The following is a 20,930-nucleotide window of genomic DNA, read 5'->3' as shown; positions in this document are numbered from 1 at the left end:
CGCGGGAACGCGAAGCACCGCGCCGCGGTCAGGGACCGATGCCCAGACTCATCGCAATGTACCCCAGCACGATAAAGATGATGGGGAACAGCGTCGCGCCGACGGAAGCGGTCACTCCGGCCCGGAAGAGTAGAGGGCCGGCGGGAAGGACTCCGCGGCCGAATAACTTGTCGAGTACGATCTCGATCGCGGCACCCAGCGTATAGCTCACGTTAGCCGCAACCAGCCAGAAAATACCGACCCGGAACCACACGAGCGGTTCGAATTCTCCGTTCAAGGCCATGATCAGCGAGCCGACGGTCGTCGTCACAAGTCCGGTTCCGACGACGACGACGTTGTAGGGAAGCCGGCGCTTCTCCCACCAGCCGACGATCGCCCCGACCCGACGCTCCGCCGGAGCCGGGTACAGGAAGTCCGCGAGGAAGGTGCCCCCGGGGACGCTGCCCTCCGGGAGTCCGCCGCCGGGAGAGGTCGAATCCGTCATGGCGTCGGGCTTCATTCCCTCAGGCCGCCGGCGCGGAAGCCGGACGCTTCGAGATCACGGAGACGAACCGAACGCCCGTGATCGCTCCGTACATCGCTCCGAAGCCTCCGCCGTCTCCAACGAGCAGCCCCAGCACGCCCACGCCGAGGGGGCCGGCCGCGACGAGACCCGCAACGCTTGCCGCCACCCACCAGCCGGCACGCGTGGCGTGTCGGAGAATCAGCCATTGGACCGTGCCGAACGCGGCCAGTCCCGCGAGCGTTCCCAGGACGGCGCCCAGGGTTTCACTTCCGTTCGCGGACAGTGCGTCCAACAGGCCAAGAGCGACGGCACCTCCCACGAGTCCACCCGCGATCTTTGCCGTCGCCCACCGGGCCGCCCAGGACAGGCGCCGCCGCATGATGAGCCACTGGGCGGTCGCGATCGCGCCGAGGACCCCGCCCAGGGCAACGGCCCCGAGGACGGCCTCGCCCATCGCCGTACCGATGATCCTCGCCGGGACCACGCCCACGGCTCCGCCGACTCCGCTCGCCAGCACCCACAGGAGCCAAGGGCCCCACCTCGCGGCGGTCAGAGCAGTCCGAGGAAGTTCAGGATGAACCCGATCGTGAGGGGGATGATGGGCAGCAGCGTGACGCCGACGGCGACGGTCACGCCCGCCCGGAAGAGGAGGGGGCCGGCCGGAAGGAGCCGTTCGCCGAACAGCTTCTGGAGCGCGATCTCGACGACGGGTCCGAGCGTATAGCACACATTCGCCCACACGGCCCACCAGATCGCCCCGCGGACCAGGTCGACCGGTTGAAGCGTCGCGACCACCGCCGTGAGCGCCGCGCCGAACGTCATCGTCACGAGCCCGGTGCCGCCGACGATGAGGTTGTAGGGGAGACGGCGTTTCTCCCACCAGCCGATGATCGCCCCGACGCGGCGCTCCGCCGGCTCGGGGTAGAGGAAGTCGGCGAGGAAGGTGCCTCCGGGGACGATGCCCCGGGTCAACTCGCCGGTGGGGGGTGGATCCGTCAGGGTGTCGTGGTTCGTCACGGGCTCGCTTCGCGGGACCTGCTCAACTCGACGTGGTCACACCGTCATACGGTCCCGCGCGCTCCGGGTTCCCCGCCGGAAGAAATTCGCTCCGGGGGCCACCTGCGACCCCCGGAGCTTCCTGCGAAAGGCCGGGCTCAGCGCAGCGAGGCCGTCAGGTCGCGGATCGCGTCGGCCAGCAGCGCCAGGCGCCGCGCATCTCCCGGCGCGGCCGCGTTGGCGGCGAGGCGCGCGTCCTCGTCGAGTTCGGCGGCGACCGCGTTCAATTCATCGAGCGTGGCGTTCCGCTCGGCGCCGGACTGGCTCTCCGCCATGTCGAGCAGCGACGCCACCCGCTCCCCGCGCTCGGCCCGGATGCCGCTGCCGCGCTGCATCTGGACCAGGTACGACCGCGCGACCGCGAAGCTCGCGGGCCACTCGAACAGCTCCTGGTTCTGCACGTTGGAGTCGCCGACCATCACGGACATCGCCGCGTCGATCTCCGCCTGCGACAGGTGCTCGCTGGCGGCGAGCTGGAACACGTCCACGCCGCGCGCGATCTCCGCGCCGTAGATCGCACCGTTGTGCCAGTACGCCGACCAGTAGCCGCCGCTCAGCATCTCCACCGCGTCGAGCGGGCCGCGGTCGAAGTAGGCGATCTCGAACGGATTCTCCGGATCCGTGAAGTCGAAGATCGAGAGGCCGCCCTGGTACCAGCCCTGCACCATGATGTCGCGGCCGGGCACCGGGATCATGGAGCCGTTGTGGGCCACGCAGTTCTCCTGCTCCGTCTGCGGCACGGGCAGCTTGTAGTAGCCCGCCAGCTCCATCTTGCGGTCGCGGATCGTGAAGATCGCGTTGGCGCCCCACGTCTCCGGATCGGAGCCGCGGCAGCGCGGCGCTCCGCCGCCGCCCCACTCGTCCGTGAAGACGATCGCCGTGCCGTCGTTGTTGAAGGTCGCCGAATGCCAGTAGGCGAAGTTCGGATCGACGACCTGGTCGATGCGGACCGGATTCTCGGGGTCGGAGATGTCGAGCAGGATGCCGTTCCCCGAGCAGGCTCCGGCGGCGAGTCCGAGGTCCGAGCGCACCGTGATGTCGTGGCACTGGTTCGTGAGACGGGACGCCTGCGTGCCTTCGCCGTGGTCGCCTCCCGCCCACAGGCCCGCGATATCCCCCGTTTCGGGGTCGGCGAAGATGCGCGGCATGTTCACGACTTCCGCATTCTCCGGCGCAGCCACCGGCACTTCGATGATCTCGATCCGGAACAGCGCCGTGTCTTCGTCCTCGTCGGCCGGCAGGCCGGAGCAGCCTTGGAGTTCGCTGCCCGAACGGACGCGTCCCGTACCCGAGACGTAGATGTAGACGTGGGAGTCGTCGCCTGGGTCGGTGACGAGCGTGTGCGTGTGCGAGCCGCGGCACGTCTGCACGGTCTTCACCTGGCGCGGATTCCCGATGTCGGAGATGTCGAAGATCCGGATCCCCTGCAGGCGCACGGTGCTGACGCTGTCCTGGACCCCCTCCGTGCCGCAGTCGAGCCGGGCCGAAGCCTGCTGGACCGACATGAAGAGAAGGTTCTCGTGCACGCTGACGTCGCCCTGCCCGCCGGGGCACACGACCGCGACGACGAGTTCGGGCTGGGCGGGATCCGAGGCGTCGAACACCTGGAAGCCCCAGTAGCTGCCCTGGAAGACGAGGTCTCCCTGGAAGGCGATGTCCGAGTTGGTCGGCCCGCGTCCGCCGGCCTCGTCCGTGAGGAACGGGTCGGGCTTCGGAAGGCTGACCAGCCGCTCGAGGTTGCCGATCGCCATGCCGGCGTCGTGGAGGCCCGGCGCGAGCCCGATGCGCGGATCGTCCGGATCCCATTCCCAGACGGCCTCCGGAGGGGGTGGTGGCGGGTCCTGGGCCGCCAGGGCATCCGCGCCGGCCAGCCAGCCGAACGCCAACACGAACAACGCCACCGCCGGGCGGCCGATCCGCCGTCCCACGGTCAAGGTCTCTCTGCGTGACATCTTCCTACCTCCTACCTCCGTGAATCGTCGATGAGCGCTCATGGAATCGCGTTCAACATGTCGCTCATGCGCAGGATCTCCATGTCCTGGTCCGCGTCCACATCCGCCGCGAACCGGAAGATCTCGGTCTCCTGGCCTCCGCCAGGACTGTCGAACAGTTCCGCCACCATCATAAGCGCGCCCTGATGATGCTTGATCATACCTTCGAGGAAGAGCCGGTCGAACTCGGAGCCGCGTGCCGCGGCGAGGGCGGCCATCTCCTCGTGCGACAGCATCCCCGGCATGAGTTCGCCCTCGCCGAGTCCGTGCGCGTGTCCGGCCCCCATCATCGGAGCCGTCTCCCCGCGGCGCTCGAGCCAGCGCGTCATCCACGCGATCTCATCGCGCTGGGAGATCTCGATCCGGCGCCCGAGCAGGAGCAGCCCCTCGTGCTCCGTCCGCTCCTGAATAAGCGCGGCCATCTCCAGCGCCTGGGCGTGATGCGGGATCATCCCCTGCATGAAGCGCACGTCCGCCTCGGTATGCGTGACGTGATCGAGGGAGGCGGCTTCCTCCACGGTCAGGACGCGCGTGGCCTCGCCGGGGGCGCCGGGCTGGACCGTCCGCACCTCCCCCTCCGCCTCGCCCGCGTCGCCGCGGCACGCGGCCAGCGCCACGAGCAGGAGCCCGGTCCCGCGCGCGAACTTCATTCCAGAGCCCTCCGCCCGTCGGCCGTTAATCGTCGTCCTCCGTCGCAAGTTGGGCTTTCGCCGCCCGCACCATCTCGCGCACGTCGGCCAGCATCCGCTTCGCGTCGTAGATGATGCCGTCCTTGATCGTGTACTTGATGCCGCCGACGCGCTCCGTCTCGCCGGTCTCGTCGTTGAGCTTCGGCGCGCCGTTTCCGTACAGGACCTTCAGGTTCTGAAGCGGGTTCTCCTCGACAACGACGAAATCGGCCTTGAGTCCGGGGCGGATCATCCCGAAGTCGGGCGGGAGTCCCTTGGGATCGTTCAACTCCTGCGCCCCGTGCAGAGTGGCCGAGCGGATGACCTCCACCGGGTGGAAACCGGCCTCGCGCAGCAGTTCGAACTCCCGGATGTAGTCGAAGCCGTACAGCTTGTAGATGAAGCCCGAGTCCGAGCCCGTCGTCACCCGGCCGCCGCGGTTCTTGAACTCGTTGAGGAACTGCATCCACACCTTGTAGAAGTTCCGCCACGCGACCTCTTCCTCCGTGCCCCAGTAGAACCAGTAGGAGCCGTGCGCGGCGCGGCTCGCCTGGTAGAAGTCCCACTGGCTGGGGAGCGTGTAGTCCTCGTGCCAGTCCGCGTTGCGGGCGGCCATCACGTCCCGGCTCGCCTCGTAGATCGTCATCGTCGGATCGATCCCGAACCCGAGTTCGAGGAAGCGCTCCTGGAGCGCGTTCCAGCTCTCGGAGCCGGGGCCATCGACCTGGTCCCAGAGCCGGGCCACGTTGCCGAAGCGGTGCTGCTCGTTCTGGTAGTTGTAGTCGAGCGGCCAGTCCTGGACGCTGTAGTCGGACAGCATCGACTCGAACAGGCCGTAGTAGTGGGTCATCATGTCGAGCCCGATCTCGGCCGCGTCGAGCGCGGTCATCCGCCCCACGCCCATCTGGCCGAGGTGGGCCACGGTGCCGAGCCCGTGTTGCCGCGCCTCGTCGATGAGGGCCTCCATGATCGGCGGGTCGTAGGAACCCAGCTTGAGCCCGTCGATCTTCTGTCCATCGACTTCCTGAGCCGCCGCCCAGCGCACCCATTCGCGCGCCGTCTCGGGCGAGTGCACCAGCCCCTGGCCCCAGGCCTCGCCGGGCCGCACGTAGGTGTACATGCGCGGGGCGACGATCTCGTTGCGCGCCGCCTTCGCTTTCTCCTCAAGCGACCACATCATCGGCCCGTGACCCACGCCGCGGGAGGTCGTGATCCCGTGCGCCATCCAGAGCTTGTAGACGTACTCGGGCTGCGGCGCCTTGGGGAGGCCGCCGGTGTGCGCGTGCATGTCGACGAAGCCGGGCATGACGAAGTGCCCGGAGAGGTCGACCTCGTGCACGTTCGCGCCCGGATCGTCCTCGATTTCCACATCGGGCCGGCGATCCTCGTTGATGTCGAGCCCCGGGAAGCCGACGGTGTTGACGGAGACGATGCGGTCGCCCTCGATGACGATGTCCACGGGGCCCTGCGGCGGCGCGCCCGTTCCATCGATGATCGTGACGCCGCGAAGAATCAGGCGGTCGTAGGGGCCGTCGCCCTCGTCGTCCCCGCGTGGCGTCGTTTCCGGGCGGCCGACTTGCGCGAGCAGCGATCCCGCGCCGAGGAGGAAGACCCCGGCCGCCGTCAGGATGACCCGGCAATACCGTTTCGTTCTCATGATCCCTCCATGATCCATGCGGCGAACCTCATGTCACGGCCGCCGCCACTTCGGAAATGTTGCTCTCGCGGAGCAGCTTGACCCGGAACTCGGTGAACTCGCCCGGCTCGCTCTCCACCTCGAGCTCGCCGCCGTGGCCCACGACGATGTCGCGGGAGATCGACAGTCCGAGCCCGGTTCCCTGCGTCCCCGACTTCGTCGTGAAGAACGGCTCGAAGATCTTCCGGACGATGGAGTCCGGAATACCGGTGCCGTTATCCCGGATCGACACGATGACGTGGTCTTCGTAGCCCCTCGTCCTGAGTGCGACGGTGGGCGAATAGTCGGCGTCCTCCTCCGCCTCCTTGCGGGCGGCCGTCGCGTGACAGGCGTTGGTCACGATGTTCAGGAAGACCCGGCTCAAATCGCGGGCGATGCCGGTGACCTCGCCGGCTTCGTCATCGAAATCGCGGTCCAGCGTCACGTTGAAGGAGGAGTCCGTGCCGCGCAAACCGTGGTAGGCGAGCTTCGCGTACTCGTCGACCAGCTGGTTGACGTCGATGGTCTCCGCGGCGCCGGCCTCGTCGCGCGAATGAGCCAGCATTCCCTCGACGATGCGGTCCGCCCGGCCTCCGTGTTCCCGAACCTTGGACACGTTCATGTCCAGGTCGCCGAGAACCTCGTCGATGAACTCGCGGTCCATCTCCGCGTTCCCCTCCGCGACCTCGTTCAGCTCCTCCTTCAGTTCGTCGATCAGTTCCTTCGACAGAACCGCGAAGTTGTTCACGAAGTTGAGCGGATTGCGGATCTCGTGGGCGACCCCCGCCGTGAGGGCGCCGAGCGAGGCCAGCTTCTCCTGCGTGATGACCTGTTCCTGCGTACGCCGGAGGTCGTCGAGCGTCTGCTCCAGCGCCTCGTTCTTCGTCTGCACTTCCTGCGCCAGTTTCTCGACCAGGTTCAGCCGCTGCACCTCGAGGGCGTGCTTGCGGAAGACTTCCAGCGCGTGCGCCATGTCGGTCACCTCGTCGTTCCCCTCGACCTCCACCTTCACTTCGAGGTCGCCCTCGGACATGCGCCGCGTGGTCGCGAACAGGCTGTTCAGTCGAACGATGAGGGACCGGCCGAAGGTCTTCCAGGCGATGCGGGCCGCGCCGATCGTGAACAGGATCACGGCGAGGAGGAACCAGAACCCCAGCTGCACGAGGAACTCGGAGCGACTGGCCGCCTCCTGGGCGCTGTCCTCGACGCGATCCATGAGCGCCCGGACGCCCATGTCGAGTTCGACCGTCGTCTGCCGGTTGCGCTCGAGCAGTTCCTCGGCCAGACCGACCTCCTCCAGTTCCCGCCGCCGGGTCTGGAAGATGCCGGCGGGACCTCCGTACAGCTCGCTGGGGACGCTCACCGCGTCGGCCAGCGTCTCCCTCAGGAGCGGACGGATCCTGGGCAGCGTCGCCCGCACATCGCGAAGCGCGGTCTCCACGCGCCCCTGGTTGGCGAGCAGCTGCTCCGCATCAGTCTCGGTGAAGGCCTGCTGGATGAGCGTGATCGCCTGGTTCTGCGACGCCTTGAAGTTCAGCAGGCCGTCGTGCTGCTCGATTTCGTCGAGCGCCTGGCGCTGGGCACCCGGCGCCGGCACGTCCGTCAGTTGGCGGAGCCCCGTGCGCATGAAGAAATACTGATCGTCGATTGCCTCCTCGAGCACCGACTGGAGACGGAGTCCGGTCTCCTCGACGGTCGCCGCCATCTCGGCGAGCCGGGCAGCGTAGGTCATCCGGTTGTTGACCGACTCGTAGATCTCGTTGATGTTCGCCACCAGGCCTTCGGCCAGACCGGCGACATCCGCTTCCATGCCCGTTCCGCCGCCGACCTCCCCGACCCAGTACTGGAGGCTGTCCTGTTCCAGCAGGACGGCGGCCCGGACGTCCGCCAGCGTCGCGGGGTCCGCGGCTGACAGGAGCTGCGGGGATGCGCGCAGGAGCGCCTCGCTGTGCTGGGTCACGCGGTGGCCGGCGAGGAGCGAAGGGATCTGTTCCTGCGTGACCTCGCTCTGTCCGCGCTCGACGATGGTCATCAGGAGGAGCGCGAGGAGGATGGCGCTGATCGTCAGGAGCACGCCGCCGCCCAGTCCGACGACGATCTGGCTGCCGATGCCGAACCGGCCGCCCGTCGCCTCCCGTGCCCGCGCCCCGATCCGGCCGGGGAGCCGCGCCAGCGCCCACTCGAAGGCGCGGTGGATGCGCTCGTCGCTCTGTTTCACCGGAGGCCCCGCGGTACTCACCGGGAGAGCCGGGTCACGGGAACGAACTCGCCCTCCCGAATCACGGTCAGAAACACGAGGTCCGAGCCCTGGTTGTCTTCCACGCCGTATTCGACGGTGAACCCGCCGAGGTCGATGGGCCCGGATTCCGCCAGCGTGCGGAGGAAGGACTCCCGGCTGGGCCGAACGTCCGGATCGCCGGCTGCCAGCGCCTCCACGACCAGCCGTCCGGCCAGATAGCCCTCCAGCGATACGAAGCCCGGCCGGGCGGCGGGATCGACCGCCCGCAGCGCGGCCTGATAGCGCGCCACCACGGGGACGCTCGGGTCGCGGGGGAAGGGCACGACCTGCGTCACGACGACGCCGTCTCCAGCGCGGCCCAGCTCGTCGAGGAGGGCGTAGCTGCCGACGAAAGAGATGTTCACGAACAGGGCGTCGAGGCCGATCTTCCTCGCCCACCGGATGAAGTGCGCCACGGGGATGTAGGCGCCGATGATGATGACGGCCTGCGGGTTGCCGGCCTGGATGTCGAGCAGACCGCGCTTCACGGCCCGCGTGTTCCGCATGTATGGCGCCTCGCTGACGAGTGCCATGCCACGCTCGTCCATCGCGCTGCGGACGCCCGTCAGGCCCGCCAGCCCGTAGTTGTCATCCTGGTAGAATACCGCGATGCGCCGGAAGTCGAGGTCATCCACGAGGCGGTCCACCATCTCCTTGGTTTCCTGGCCGTACGACGCCCGGAGGTTGACGACGTAACGCTGGTCCGGGCCCCTCAGCAGGCCGGCGCCCGTGAACGCCCCGATGTAGGGGACGCCCGCTTCGCTCGCGCCGGGTTCCGCGGCGGCGGAGGTCGGCGTGCCGACGGCGCCGATGAGGCCGAACACGCCGTGCTCGATGAGTTCCTGCGTGTTGGCGACGGCGGGTTCGGGTTCGTAGCCGTCGTCGCGGACGATGAGGCGGAGGGCGCGCCCGTGGACGCCGCCCTCCCGATTGGCTTCCTCGAACGCGGCCCGGATGCCGAGGTTCATGTTGCGGCCCAGTTCGCCGGCGGGCCCTTCGAGGGCCGCGGACTGGCCGAAGACGATGGAATCGGCGTACACCCCCTCGGTCGCGGCTTCGCCCTGCTGCGACATGGCGGGGCCGGGCAGCGTGCCGGCCGCGACGACGGCCGCGAGCGCGAACGACCGGCGCCGCATCAGGAGGGCGTCCCCAGGTACCGGAGGGTCAGGCAGGTGATGTCGTCGGACTGGTCCGCCTCTCCCGCATGTTCCTGCACCGCCCGTATCACGTGCCGGTTGATGTCTTCCGCCGACGAGCCGTGGCATTCGCCCAGCACCTCGGCCAGCTCCTTTTCGCCGAGTTCGACGCCATCCTCGTTCATCGCCTCCGTCACGCCGTCCGTGTAGAAGAAGACGGCATCGCCCGGCTCAAGCGTGATCGACCCCTTGGGGAAATCGACCCCGGACATGATGCCGAGCACGAGTCCCGGATCGGAGACGATCTGCTCGACCTCTCCCGACGCCTTGATGAGGAACGGAAGATTGTGCCCGGCGTTCGCGAACGTGGCCTGACCGTTCACGGGATTGAACTTGGTGTAGAAGAGGGTCACGAACATCGACTCCTCGTTCTCGTTGATGAGAAGCCGGTTCACCTCGTCGAGACAGACCGAGGGGTCCGCCTCGCCGATTGCCGTCCCCTTGAGCAGCGTGCGGCTCACCATCATGAAGAAGGCCGCCGGCACGCCCTTGCCCGAGACATCGGCCATGACGATCGCCATGTGGTCTTCCTCGAGGCGGAAAAAGTCGTAGAAATCCCCTCCCACTTCGCGGGCCGGCGTCATCCAGGCATGGAGTTCGTAGCGCGGGTCGCTGGGGTAGTTCGTCGGCAGAATCGACTCCTGCATCCTCGCCGCCACGCCAAGCTCCTGGCGCAACGCCACCAGCGCGTCCCGGTCGCGAAGCGCGGCTCGCATCACCGCGAGGTGCTCCAAGGTCTTGGCGATGGTGGTTTCCAGATCACCGAAGTCGATCGGCTTGGTGACGAAGTCGAAGGCACCGCGATTCATGGCGGTGCGGATGTTCTTCATGTCCCCGTAGGCCGTCACCATGACGGCGCGGAGGTCGCGGTCGAGTTCACCCAGTTGCGCCAGCAGCGTGAGGCCGTCCATCTCGGGCATGTTGATGTCGGAGAGCACGACGTCGACGTCGTCGTGTTTCTCCAACTTCGAGAGGGCCTCGACCCCGTTCTGGGCGAAGACCAGCGTGAATTCGCCCGAGCGGATCCGGCGCCGGAACTTCTGCCGGAGGAGCAGCTCCAGATCGGGTTCGTCGTCTACTACCAGGATCTTCGGCATCGAGGCCTCGGCTGAGGTGAATCGTCGAACATGGGTCCCCGCCCTTGTCCGAAACCGCGTCCAGTCGTCATCGTCCCTGTCGATTTCGCGCGGGGGTCCCCGCGCTGCGGTGCGGGAATCTCCGCAACCGGGGACCGGCCGCGCAATATGTCGAACCTCGGCAGCGTGCGTAGTTTCGGCGCCGAGGGCGCCCGGCACAGCGAGTGGGCAGCCAGCGAACAGGAGCGGAGCGGGAGTGCGGATCGCCGTCAAGCCGGACCCGAGCGAGCCACGTCGCGTAGTGGACGAGGTCGAGCGCTTCTGCCTCGAGCGCGGGCTTTCCAACGACATCGTCTTCCGTTTTCAGCTCTCGCTGGACGAACTCCTGACGAACGTCATCTCCTACGGATTCGAGGGAGTTACGGGGGATCCGGTCATCACGGTGGACATTCGGCTCGGAGACGCCGACATTGAGATCACGATTCGGGACAACGGCCGACCCTTCAACCCGCTTGAGGACGCGGAGACCCCCGACATAAGCCTTGCGGCGGAAGATCGTCCCATCGGGGGGCTTGGCATCCACCTTACGAAGTCTTTTATTGACACGCTTGCGTACGAGCGGGTCGAGGGTTTCAACTGCCTTACCCTAAGGCAGCCGCTGGGGGCTGCCGGAACCGAGGAATCGCCAGATGAACATTGAGACCAGCTATTCGGGAGATACCGCCGTAGGGGTGGTCAGCGGGCGCGTAGACTCCAGCAACGCCAAGGACTTCGACGGGGAGCTCTCCGGCATCATCGATGGGGGAGCGACCAACCTGGTCCTGGATTGCGGGAGCCTGCGCTACATCAGCAGTGCCGGGCTGCGGGCGCTGTTGATCGCCATCCGCAAGACCAACCAGGCCGGCGGCGGGCTCGCCCTGTGCCACGTCCCGGAGAATATCCTCGAAGTGCTGGAGGTCAGCGGTTTCGTCCGGCTGACCAAGGTCTTCGATACGGTCGAGGAAGCTCAGGCGAGCTTCAAGTAGAAAAAAGACCGGGAAACGAATCAGGGGGTGCGCCAGATCGCCGGCGCGCCCCCTGATCCGTTGATTCGTCGCGGCCCGTCCGGGCCCGATCAGAAGAAAGCGAACGCCTGCACCTTCCAGGACCAGTCCGACCGGCCGCCAGAGCTGTAGAAATCCACGTTCGTGGAGATCCCGTTTCGGCCCGTGAAGTACACCATGACGCCGGGCGTGACCACCGTCCCGGTGACCTTTTCGGGGTGTTCCGCACCGGAATCGACCCAGCTTACCCGAAGCATCGGCTCGATCCCCGAGAACCCGGACTCCGGCGCGGTGGGAAGGTACCAGAAGGCCATGAACTGGAAGGCGGAGAACTTCGCGTCATCGTTCAGCTTCCAGTTGCGGCCCTGCAGGACGTTGGCGATCAGGTGGGGACCGCCCATCCACGTCCCGAGTTCCACCTCGGCCCCGATCGCCGGGACGCCCATCGTCTCGTCCCGGCTGTTCAACGTCTCGTCCAGGGCGAAGTAGGCCGACACGCGCGTGGTCCCTCCGGTCGGGAAGAGCGAGAGCTGGCCCGAGGCCGACTTCCCGGTGTTCACGTCCTTGTTCCCGATCCCCTCGCCGTTGGTGAGCGTGAACCGGTAGCCGAAGAGTTCGCTCACGCGCCCCTGCGCGAGGATGCCCGGCTCGTAGTTGTCCAGGCCAAGCGCGTCGGTGAGGCGGCCGAAGGTGCATACGCTTCCGACGCCGGGGCAGTGATCCACCCCCGTAACCCGGGCGTCTCGTTCGATGATCGGGAGCCAGGCATTGGGCACCAGCCAGAAGTAGGACATCCCCTTCTTGAACTGCCCCAGCTGGATCTGCAGCGCTTCGCTCGGCGTGAGTTCCAGGTAGGCTTCCAGGACCGATGCGCCGTCGATGTTGAACTGGGCCCTGCCTGTGACGAGATCGTTGAGCCTCCCGTCGATCGTCACCCACGCGCGGCGGATGAAGAACGAGGTTGGCGCCTCGTCAACGCTCGAAGCCTCGTATTGCGCCTGGATCCGGGCGCCCACGGTGACGGTGGAGCCGCCACGCGCCCGGATTTCCTGGGCAAGGAGGGGGTGGACGGTGGGGAGCGTCAGCCCCAGCCCAAATGCGGCGACCACTCCGATGGAGCGTTTCCACATAGTGATATGCCCTCTCGTCGAAGATTCCGGTGTAGCCCGGTCACACCCGAAGATAGCCGGCCACCGCCGTTCGGCTACCGGCGCACCGAGAACCCGTTGCGCGATGCCGAGCAGGGACGCAACCTAAACTCGGCAGGCCGTGGCAAAACCCCGCGTTGGCGCCGCTCGAACGCAGCGGGGCTTTTCCGCGGTCTGCCGGAGTCGCGGAGGGCCACGATCAAGTGACGAAACCTGTTGAAGAAGGAGCCGCCGTGAGCACCCATCAGGTACGCTGGTTCCGCCGGTTCGCGGCGGGAAGGAGCCTTGCAACCGCCGCGCTGCTCTCCGGCGCGGGCCTCGTCCTGGCGCCGGCTGTCCTCGCCGCGCAGGACGTTGCCGGAGATCTCGGGTTCGTTCTCAACACGTACTCGTTCCTCGTCTGGGGCGTGCTCGTGATGTGGATGTGCGCCGGGTTCACGATGCTGGAAGCCGGGTCCGTGCGGTCCAAGAGCGCGTCCATGATCTGCATGAAGAACATCGGACTGTACGCCATCGCGGGTCTCGCCTACTACGTCATCGGCTACAACCTCATGTACGTCGATGTGGGGAGCGTGATCGGTTCGATCAGCCTCCTCTACGGCCCCTCCGCCGAGGAGGTCGCGCTCATCGAAGCGGTGGCGGCCGACGCCGACGTGGATGCGGCGACCGCAGCCGTGCGCGAAGCCGCGGGCGACAACAACTACTCCGTGATGTCGGACTGGTTCTTCCAGATGGTCTTCGTCGCCACGACCGCCTCGATCGTCTCCGGCGCGCTGGCGGAACGGGTGAAGCTCTGGACCTTCTTCGTCTTCGTGGGCGGGCTCACCGCGGTCATCTACCCGATCGTCGGCGCATGGACGTGGGGCGGCGGCTGGCTCGACCAGATGGGTTTCTCGGACTTCGCCGGTTCGACGATCGTGCACTCGACCGGCGGCTGGGCGGCGCTCGCCGGCGCGCTCGTCGTGGGTCCGCGCTGGGGCAAGTACCGCAAGGACGGCTCCATCAAGCCGACCCCCCCGTCGAACATCCCCGCGGTCACGCTGGGCGTGTTCATCCTCTGGATGGGCTGGTTCGGCTTCAACGGCGGCTCCGAACTCGCCCTTTCCGGCGTCGTCAACGCGGTATCGATGAGCAACATCCTCGTGAACACGAACCTCGCCGCCGCGGCCGGCGTCATCACGGCGCTCTGCCTGTCGCGGTCCATACTCGGCCGGGTCGACCTTTTCGCCACGCTCAACGGGGCGATCTCCGGCCTGGTGGCGATCACGGCGGGACCGAACATCACCAACTCGCTGTGGGCGATCCTGATCGGCGCCGTCGGCTCGCTCCTGTGCATGTTCGGCCTGAAGCTGCTGGAGGTGCGGCGGATCGACGACGTGGTCGGGGCCGTGCCCGCGCACCTGTTCGCCGGCATCTGGGGCACGCTCGCCACCTGCATCGCGGCCGGCGGCGATTTCGTCCCGCAGTTGACCGGCGTCGCGGCCGTCGGCGCGTTCGTCTTCTCCGTTTCCTGGATCTTCTGGACGGTGCTGGACAGGACGCTGGGCGTTCGCGTGTCGCGGAGCGTCGAGAGCATCGGCCAGGACGCGGCGGAACTCGGGATCGATGCCTATCCCGAATTCATCCTCATGGTGGATCCCGACGACGACAACGACTTCCGCGACGCGGACTGAACGTCCGCCCAAGGGAGGCGTTCGATGTCGGCGGTAAGGTTCGTCGATCACGGCTATGCCGACCCGGACCCCGCGATCTCGGCGGGGTCCGGGCCGTTCCGCCATTACGAACTGGATTCCGCGTTTCACGACGAGCTGTTTCACGAGGACGGTAGCCCCAGGGCTCGGGCGCGCCGGCTCGGCACCGCCCTCTCCAGGATCCCCCCCGAAGATCTGGAGCGGCTCCAGGACGGAGTGTACCGTCGCTTCGTCCATGAGGGGATCACGTTCACGGTCCTCGGCGTCGAAGATGTCTCGGAGCAGATCATCCCCATCGACTGCGTGCCGCGTCTCATCACCGCCGAGGAGTGGGACCACATCGAGCGAGGGCTGAAGCAGCGCCTCACGGCCCTCAACCTGTTCCTGAACGACGTCTACCACGACGGGAAGTCGCTGCGGGATGGCATCGTCCCGGTCGACCTCGTGCTCGGCTGTCCCCAGTACCGCCTCGAGATGCGGGAGCTGAAGGTGCCGCACGACGTGTACGTCGCCGTGTGCGGGACGGATATCGTGCGCGCGGGCGACACGTTCGCGGTGCTGGAGGATAATCTCCGCGTCCCGTCGGGCGTTTCCTACATGCTCGCTTGCCGCACGGCGATGAAGTGGGCCTTCCCCTACCTGTACCGAGCGTACGGGGTCCGCGAGGTGGCGGACTATCCGGAGCGGCTCTACTCGACCCTCGCGTCGCTCTCGCGGACCGCGGAGACACCTCGCATGGCGGTGCTGACGCCGGGCCGATACAACTCCGCCTACTACGAGCACGCGTTTCTAGCCGGCGAAATGGGCGTCGATCTGGTCGAAGGGCGGGATCTCGTCGTGCACGATGCGACGCTGTACGCCCGCACGGCCGCGGGTCTGCGGCGGATCGACGTGCTCTACCGGCGGATCGACGACGATTTTCTGGATCCGGTCGCTTTCCGGGACGACTCCGTGCTCGGGGCCGCCGGCCTCTTCCACGCCTACCGCGCCGGCAACCTGGTGCTCGCCAACGCGCCGGGCACGGGCGTCGCGGACGACAAGGCGCTGTACGCGTACGTCCCCCGCATCATCCGCTATTTCCTGGATGAAGAGCCGATTCTGGCCAACGTGGAGACCCACCTCTGCCGGGAGCCGGACGGCCTCGCCTACACGCTGGACAACCTGAAGGAACTCGTCGTCAAGGAGGTCGGCGGGAGCGGCGGCTACGGGATGCTCGTGGGCCCGCATGCGACGAAGGCCGAGCGGAAGGCGTTCGCCGAGCACCTGCGGAACGATCCGGCAAACTACATTTCGCAGCCGGTGCTGCCCCTTTCCCGCGCGGGCTGCTTCGTGGACGGACGGCTGGAGCCTCGCCACGTGGACCTGCGCCCCTTCGTCCTCCAGGGGAGCGAAGAGCAGCATGTCGTTCCGGGGGGCCTGTGCCGCGTCGCGCTGCGCAAGGGAAGCCTCGTCGTGAACTCCAGCCAGGGCGGAGGCTGCAAGGATCTCTGGATCCTCCGTGAGTAGCGGCCGGGTGAGAGGCGACGGACGATGCTAGCCCGGATGGCGGCGAACTTCTACTGGCTTGGCCGTTACGCGGAACGGACCGAAAACACGGCCCGCCTGCTCGAGTATCAGCTGACCCGGCTCGTGGATGCGGATGCCGATGAACTCGCCCTCGGATGGCGCGTCGTTTACCGGGCCCTGAGTCAGCCCCCTCCCCAGGCGCCGGCCGATGTGGACGAGGCCGAAGCCTTCCTCATCGCGGATGCCTACACGTTGACGGGCGGCCTCGTCGAGGACACGACGAACCCGGCGTCGGTGATTTCGTGCTGGGGGATGGCGCGGGAGAACGCCAGGGAGATCCGGCCCCGGCTGCCCCTGCGCGTGTGGGTGTGCCTGAACCAGGGGTACCTGTGGCTCGAGGAGACGGAGTTCGCCGAGGTATGGGGCGAAGGGCCCGTTAGCCTGGTCAGCCAGGCCATCGACCGGCTCCGCCTCCTCGCCGGGGTCGTGGACGCCACCATGGCGCGCGACGATGCGTGGCGCTTCCTCGAACTCGGCCGTTACGTGGAACGGTTGCAGCAGCAGATCGTATTGCTCGACGTGTGGGATCGAATCGCGCGGCCGCACGGTGACGGCCTGGTCCTCTCCTGGGCCGACCTGCTGCGCGTGTGCGGCGCCTTCGAACCCTACCGCCGGGACCGGTCGCTCAGGCTGCAGCGCACCTCCGTACTCGGCTTTCTGATGCGGAACCCGGAGGTTTCCCATTCGCTGCACTACGCGACCGGCCGGATCGGATCCACGCTGCGCGGCATCGACCCGGCCGGCGGACGCCCGCCGCTCGCCGCGCCGCACCGTCTGGCGCTTCGCATCGCGGCGGCCCTCGAACTCGACCCGGGCGAGGCGGATGCCGCCCCCGATACCGCCCCCGATGCCGCATCCGGGGTCTTCGGCTCTCTGACACGCGACAGCCGGACGCTGCACGACCTCGTGCAGGCCACGTACGTCGACTACCCGGTGACCGCGGGGCTCCCGTCATGATCGCGCGCTACACGATCGAACACGCGGTCGAGTTCGTGTACAGCGCGCCGGTGCGGGCGTCCGTCATGACGCTCTATCTGCACCCCGTGCAGGATCGAACACAGGTCGTGCGCGGGTTCGTGATCGAGACCGACCCGTCCGGTCCCGTGTTCGAATTCGAAGGACCCTTTCACAACCGGGGCCACTTCTTCGATCGCCCCGGCGCGCATCGCCGTCTCTCGATCGTCGGACGTTCGACCGTGGAGGTGGGCCCGACACCTGAGATTCCCCTGCAGGTCGGGGAAGAGGCGTGGGCTCGGATCGGCGCGGCGGCGAGCGCTCCCGAACTCGGGCTGATGCTGCAACCCAGCCGTTTCGTCCGCTCCTCGCCGCTCCTCGCCGATTTCATCGAGAGCTGCGGCCTCGAACGCGGGGCCGACCCGCTGGCGACCGCCACGACCCTGCGAAGCCGGCTTCACGAGTCGTTTGATTATATTCCAGGTACGACCGCCGTGGATTCGCCGATCGAGCGCATCCTCGAGAGCCGCGAGGGTGTGTGCCAGGACTACGCTCATGTCATGGCCTCGATCCTGCGTGGCTGGGGGATCCCGACCCGCTACGTCTCCGGCTATCTGGGTCCCGACAGCGGGAACGGCGGCGGCGGGAACGGCGGTGGTGTGACGAGCGGCGAAAGCCACGCCTGGGTCGAGAGCTGGTTTCCCGGCCTGGGATGGGTCGGCTTCGATCCGACGAACGACACACAATGCGATGTGCGCCATGTGCGGGTCGCGGTGGGCCGCGATTATGCCGATGTGCCGCCCACTCGCGGCGTATTCCGGGGTTCGGCGGAGTCGATGCTCCGCACCCGGGTCACCATTGAAAGAGGAGAAGAATCGTGTCCGTGATCCGCGTTGATTCGTTCCGGTTCCGGGGCCTCCGGCTCGTCGCTGCCGTCGCGGCCCTCTTCGCCTTCGCCGTCCCCGCGTGGGGCCAAGCCGTCTCGATCGGGGCCGACGTCGTGAGCCGCTACGTGTGGCGCGGCGTCGACTTCGGCGAATCCATGGCCGTGCAACCGGCGGTCACCTTCGGGGCCGGGGGGCTCGAGTTCGGCGCGTGGGGTTCGTACTCCATCTCCGCGTCGGGCGCTTCCGCCAACGAGAACGATCTCTGGGCGACCTACACGGTGACGTCCGAATCGGGCCTCTCCGTCGCGGTCGGAATCACCGACTACTACTTCCCCTCGCCCGACGCCCGGACGGGTTTTGGGGCCGGCGCGTCGCACACGGTGGAGATGTCGCTCGCCTTCTCAGGTCCGGAGACGTTCCCGATCTCCCTCTTCGGAGGCATGCTTACCGAGAGCAGCGTGCTGTACGCGGAGGTGGGCGTGCCGTTCGAGATGTCGGGAGTGGATGTCGGGCTGCACCTGGGTTTCGTGGGCGGCGAGAGCGACTTCTACGGCACCGACGAAGCGGCCGTGGTCAACATGGGGGTCACGGCGAGCAAGGACCTCGCGATCACGGACACCTTCGCCGTGCCGGTGAGCGTCGCGTACATCCTGAATCCCGACCAGGACCGGGCGCATCTGGTGTTCGGCTTCAGCATCGCGCCCTGAGCACGCGATGGCGCGCACCGGAGTACCGCGTCTGACGAAACCGGCGGGGGCCGTCCCGCTGCTGCTGCTCTCCGCCTGTTCGCTGGCCCCGGGGCCGTCCCTTCCGGAGCCGGTGGCAGAGATGCCGGAGGATTTTGCGGCCGACCTGCAGCCGGGGACGTATGAGCCGCTGGAGTGGTGGACGACGTTCCGCGATCCGGTGCTCGATGCCGTGGTCGATTCCGTGCTTGCCTCCAACTTCGACCTCGCCGCGGGCGTTGCGCGCGTTCGGCAGGCTCGCGCGCGGGCGCGCATCGCGCGGGCCGACCTCTTCCCGAGCGTGGGGGCGAGCGGGAACGTCACCGATACCGACACGCCGACGGACGCCGGCATTGGCGCGCAGATACAGGCCCTCGGGCTGGGTGGTCCGGGGGATTCGATCGCCGGTTTCGTGTTTCCGGACAGAATCGATCTGACGACCTACTCGGTCAGCGCCGATTTCGCCTGGGAACTGGACTTCTGGGGGCGCGCCCGCAACGACGCGCGGGCGGCGGGGTCGGAATACCTGGCCTCGGAGTCGGATTTCCATGCGGCGCGGATCGGCATCCTGGCCGAGACCATCACCACGTACTTCGACATCGTCAGCCTGCGGCGTCAGACCGAACTGACCCGCGAGACGGTGGAGGTGCTGCTCGAACGCGAGTCGCTGGCCTCGACCAGCTACGATCGCGGCCTGATCGACTCGTGGACGCTGTCACAGGTCCGCCAGGACCTCAGGAACACGCAGGCGGGGCTGCCGCAGATCGAGACGCAGCTCACGAGCGCCGAGGCACGGCTGGCCGTTCTGTTGGGTGGCTATCGGGAGGATGTCGAGGCGATCCTGCCCGACTCCCTCGCGCCGCAACTGGCGGCGGACCCCGTCCCCGCCGGGATCCCGGCGGATCTCCTGCTCCAGCGGCCCGACGTGAGGGCGGCGGGCCAGCGGCTGGACGCGGCCCGCTACAGCATCGGCGCGCGCCGGGCCCAACTGCTTCCGTCGCTCTCGCTCTCCGGTTCCATCGGGCTCGCAAGCGCGGACGCCGGGGAACTCTTCGACGTGCAGCAATGGTTCACGAACCTGATCACGAACCTGACCGCGCCCATCTTCCAGGCCGGTCGGCTCCGGAACAACCTCGCGCTGGCCGAGGGCCGCTTCGATGAGGCCGCCCACATGTACGGACGGACCGTGGTGACGGCGGTGAACGAAGTCGAAACCGCCCTCGCGGGTCTGGAGAACGAGACGCGGCGGCACGCGTTCCTCGCCTCCCAGCGCGAGGAGGCACTGGCGACGATGGAGCTGCAGTCGCAGCGGTACGAGTCCGGGGTCGTGGGCTACACCGATTATCTTGACGCCCTGCGCACGCTTCTGAACGTCGAGGCGGCGCTGGCGGGTGCGACGCGAGACCTGGCCCTCGCGCGGCTGGCGGTCCATCGCGCGCTGGGCGGCGCCTGGGCTTCGCCCGAGGCGGCCCCCGAGCCCCGCATGGTTCCGACATCCGGGGCCGCGGCGCTCTTCGACCCGAACTACCTCGGCACGTACTCGATCATCGGGCGCGATCCCGCGACCGGCGAGCTGGGGATGGGCGTGCAGTCGAAGGCGTTCGGGGCCGGGAACCGCGCCATGCACGCCAAGGGCGGACTCGTGATCATCGCCCACCAGGCCGCCGCGAACCCCATGTACGGGGCCATCGGCATCGAGCTCCTGCAGGCCGGCTACTCGCCGGAGGAGGCCCTCGAGATGATGGTCGGGAGCGACGAGGGCCGGGACCGCCGCCAGGTCGCCATCCTCGACCAGCAGGGAAGGACGGCCGCCTGGACCGGCGCCGGCGCGAGCGACTGGAAGGGCCACAGGTGCGGCGTGGACTACTGCGCGCAGGGGAACATCCTCACCGGGCCCGAGGTGGTCGACGCGATGGCGGCCTCGTTCGAATCGTCCACGGGACCGCTCGCGGAGCGGCTGATGGACGCGCTCGACGCCGCGCAGGCGGCCGGCGGCGATGCGCGCGGCATGCAATCCGGCGCCATCCTCGTCGTGGCGCCGCGGGTCAACGGGGGCTACAGCGACCGCGTCGTCGACATCCGCGTGGACGACCACGACGAACCGCTCGCCGAACTGCGCCGGGTCCTCAACATGTACCGTTCGGGCCAGATGCTGCGCGAAGCCTCGCGGCTGCGGCGGGACGGCGATCTGCAGGGCGCCCTGGCGCTCGCGCGCGACGCCTCGGCCAGGTCGCCGGAGAACGACAACGCGTGGGTAACGCTGGCCGCGCTCCTGCTCGACGACGGGCGCGAGGAGGACGCCTTCGACGCCCTGGAGCGGGCGGTCGAACTCAATCCCGGACGACGGCGCACCCTGCCGAACGCGGACGACTTCGAGCGCGTGCGCGAGCATCCCCGCTTCCTGGGGCTCATCGGGCGGTAGGGAACCCGCCGCGCCGGCGCCGACCCCCGCGCGGGACCGGGTCCGCCGC

Annotated in this window: 18 protein-coding genes; 8 read left to right on the top strand and 10 right to left on the bottom strand. The window is 68.0% G+C overall.

What is annotated here, in order from left to right; all coding sequences use genetic code 11:
- Positions 1-28: 28 nt before the first annotated feature.
- From OXN85_07625 to OXN85_07585, 9 genes are all read right to left on the bottom strand, one after another.
- Positions 29-499, bottom strand: a complete 471-nt coding sequence (locus OXN85_07625; protein MCY3599825.1) for a hypothetical protein — start codon at positions 497-499, stop codon at positions 29-31.
- 4 nt (positions 500-503) lie between these two features.
- Positions 504-989 carry a hypothetical protein gene (locus OXN85_07620; protein MCY3599824.1) on the bottom strand — a complete coding sequence of 162 codons (486 nt, stop codon included), beginning with the start codon at positions 987-989 and terminating at the stop codon, positions 504-506.
- Positions 990-1,054: 65 nt separating this feature from the next.
- Positions 1,055-1,522, bottom strand: coding sequence for a hypothetical protein (locus OXN85_07615; GenBank protein MCY3599823.1), 468 nt, complete (start codon positions 1,520-1,522; stop codon positions 1,055-1,057).
- 137 nt (positions 1,523-1,659) lie between these two features.
- Positions 1,660-3,513 carry a hypothetical protein gene (locus tag OXN85_07610; GenBank protein MCY3599822.1) on the bottom strand — a complete coding sequence of 618 codons (1,854 nt, stop codon included), beginning with the start codon at positions 3,511-3,513 and terminating at the stop codon, positions 1,660-1,662.
- 38 nt (positions 3,514-3,551) lie between these two features.
- The gene (locus OXN85_07605; GenBank protein ID MCY3599821.1) at positions 3,552-4,202 is read right to left on the bottom strand and encodes a DUF305 domain-containing protein; all 651 of its coding nucleotides are present in this window, start codon (positions 4,200-4,202) and stop codon (positions 3,552-3,554) included.
- Positions 4,203-4,227: 25 nt separating this feature from the next.
- Entirely contained in the window at positions 4,228-5,877 is a 1,650-nt protein-coding gene (locus OXN85_07600) for an amidohydrolase family protein (GenBank protein MCY3599820.1), read from the bottom strand.
- 28 nt (positions 5,878-5,905) lie between these two features.
- Complete coding sequence (locus tag OXN85_07595; GenBank protein ID MCY3599819.1) at positions 5,906-8,113, bottom strand: ATP-binding protein; 2,208 nt, start codon at positions 8,111-8,113, stop codon at positions 5,906-5,908.
- A gap of 17 nt (positions 8,114-8,130) precedes the next feature.
- Positions 8,131-9,309, bottom strand: a complete 1,179-nt coding sequence (locus OXN85_07590; GenBank protein MCY3599818.1) for an ABC transporter substrate-binding protein — start codon at positions 9,307-9,309, stop codon at positions 8,131-8,133.
- A complete protein-coding gene (locus tag OXN85_07585; protein MCY3599817.1) occupies positions 9,309-10,466 on the bottom strand; it encodes a SpoIIE family protein phosphatase in 1,158 nt (385 codons plus the stop codon). The genes OXN85_07590 and OXN85_07585 overlap by 1 nt, the downstream gene beginning before the upstream one ends.
- A gap of 235 nt (positions 10,467-10,701) precedes the next feature.
- On the opposite strand from OXN85_07585, the gene OXN85_07580 reads away from it, so the two are divergent.
- Together OXN85_07580 and OXN85_07575 are read left to right on the top strand one after the other, a co-directional pair.
- A complete protein-coding gene (locus OXN85_07580; protein MCY3599816.1) occupies positions 10,702-11,145 on the top strand; it encodes an ATP-binding protein in 444 nt (147 codons plus the stop codon).
- Positions 11,135-11,470 carry an STAS domain-containing protein gene (locus tag OXN85_07575; protein MCY3599815.1) on the top strand — a complete coding sequence of 112 codons (336 nt, stop codon included), beginning with the start codon at positions 11,135-11,137 and terminating at the stop codon, positions 11,468-11,470. The genes OXN85_07580 and OXN85_07575 overlap by 11 nt, the downstream gene beginning before the upstream one ends.
- Positions 11,471-11,559: 89 nt before the next feature.
- On the opposite strand, the gene OXN85_07570 is transcribed toward OXN85_07575, so the two are convergent.
- Positions 11,560-12,618 (bottom strand): hypothetical protein, encoded by a 1,059-nt coding sequence (locus OXN85_07570; GenBank protein ID MCY3599814.1) that lies wholly within the window; start codon positions 12,616-12,618, stop codon positions 11,560-11,562.
- A 251-nt stretch (positions 12,619-12,869) separates the two neighbouring features.
- On the opposite strand from OXN85_07570, the gene OXN85_07565 reads away from it, so the two are divergent.
- The 6 genes from OXN85_07565 to OXN85_07540 are packed head-to-tail and all read left to right on the top strand — an operon-like array spanning position 12,870 to position 20,881.
- The gene (locus tag OXN85_07565) at positions 12,870-14,309 is read left to right on the top strand and encodes an ammonium transporter (GenBank protein ID MCY3599813.1); all 1,440 of its coding nucleotides are present in this window, start codon (positions 12,870-12,872) and stop codon (positions 14,307-14,309) included.
- 24 nt (positions 14,310-14,333) lie between these two features.
- Positions 14,334-15,833, top strand: coding sequence for a circularly permuted type 2 ATP-grasp protein (locus tag OXN85_07560; protein ID MCY3599812.1), 1,500 nt, complete (start codon positions 14,334-14,336; stop codon positions 15,831-15,833).
- A gap of 36 nt (positions 15,834-15,869) precedes the next feature.
- Positions 15,870-16,850, top strand: a complete 981-nt coding sequence (locus OXN85_07555) for an alpha-E domain-containing protein (GenBank protein ID MCY3599811.1) — start codon at positions 15,870-15,872, stop codon at positions 16,848-16,850.
- On the top strand, positions 16,847-17,734 hold the full coding sequence (locus OXN85_07550) for a transglutaminase family protein (GenBank protein ID MCY3599810.1): 888 nt from the start codon (positions 16,847-16,849) through the stop codon (positions 17,732-17,734). The genes OXN85_07555 and OXN85_07550 overlap by 4 nt, the downstream gene beginning before the upstream one ends.
- The gene (locus tag OXN85_07545; GenBank protein ID MCY3599809.1) at positions 17,725-18,441 is read left to right on the top strand and encodes a hypothetical protein; all 717 of its coding nucleotides are present in this window, start codon (positions 17,725-17,727) and stop codon (positions 18,439-18,441) included. Before OXN85_07550 ends, OXN85_07545 begins: the two co-directional genes overlap by 10 nt.
- A 7-nt stretch (positions 18,442-18,448) precedes the next feature.
- Entirely contained in the window at positions 18,449-20,881 is a 2,433-nt protein-coding gene (locus tag OXN85_07540) for an efflux transporter outer membrane subunit (GenBank protein ID MCY3599808.1), read from the top strand.
- Positions 20,882-20,930 lie beyond the last annotated feature (49 nt).

This window comes from Candidatus Palauibacter australiensis (assembly GCA_026705295.1).
Taxonomy (GTDB): domain Bacteria; phylum Gemmatimonadota; class Gemmatimonadetes; order Palauibacterales; family Palauibacteraceae; genus Palauibacter; species Palauibacter australiensis.
This window is presented reverse-complemented; position numbering and strand designations above follow the sequence as displayed.

Bases quoted from the DNA above. Each gene is read 5' to 3' on its own strand.
- OXN85_07605 (MCY3599821.1), bottom strand. From the start codon at position 4,202: ATGAAGTTCGCGCGCGGGACCGGGCTCCTGCTCGTGGCGCTGGCCGCG.
- OXN85_07610 (MCY3599822.1), bottom strand. From the start codon at position 3,513: ATGTCACGCAGAGAGACCTTGACCGTGGGACGGCGGATCGGCCGCCCG.
- OXN85_07600 (MCY3599820.1), bottom strand. From the start codon at position 5,877: ATGAGAACGAAACGGTATTGCCGGGTCATCCTGACGGCGGCCGGGGTC.
- OXN85_07540 (MCY3599808.1), top strand. From the start codon at position 18,449: ATGGCGCGCACCGGAGTACCGCGTCTGACGAAACCGGCGGGGGCCGTC.
- OXN85_07570 (MCY3599814.1), bottom strand. From the start codon at position 12,618: ATGTGGAAACGCTCCATCGGAGTGGTCGCCGCATTTGGGCTGGGGCTG.
- OXN85_07575 (MCY3599815.1), top strand. From the start codon at position 11,135: ATGAACATTGAGACCAGCTATTCGGGAGATACCGCCGTAGGGGTGGTC.
- OXN85_07560 (MCY3599812.1), top strand. From the start codon at position 14,334: ATGTCGGCGGTAAGGTTCGTCGATCACGGCTATGCCGACCCGGACCCC.
- OXN85_07585 (MCY3599817.1), bottom strand. From the start codon at position 10,466: ATGCCGAAGATCCTGGTAGTAGACGACGAACCCGATCTGGAGCTGCTC.
- OXN85_07590 (MCY3599818.1), bottom strand. From the start codon at position 9,309: ATGCGGCGCCGGTCGTTCGCGCTCGCGGCCGTCGTCGCGGCCGGCACG.
- OXN85_07625 (MCY3599825.1), bottom strand. From the start codon at position 499: ATGAAGCCCGACGCCATGACGGATTCGACCTCTCCCGGCGGCGGACTC.
- OXN85_07555 (MCY3599811.1), top strand. From the start codon at position 15,870: ATGGCGGCGAACTTCTACTGGCTTGGCCGTTACGCGGAACGGACCGAA.
- OXN85_07550 (MCY3599810.1), top strand. From the start codon at position 16,847: ATGATCGCGCGCTACACGATCGAACACGCGGTCGAGTTCGTGTACAGC.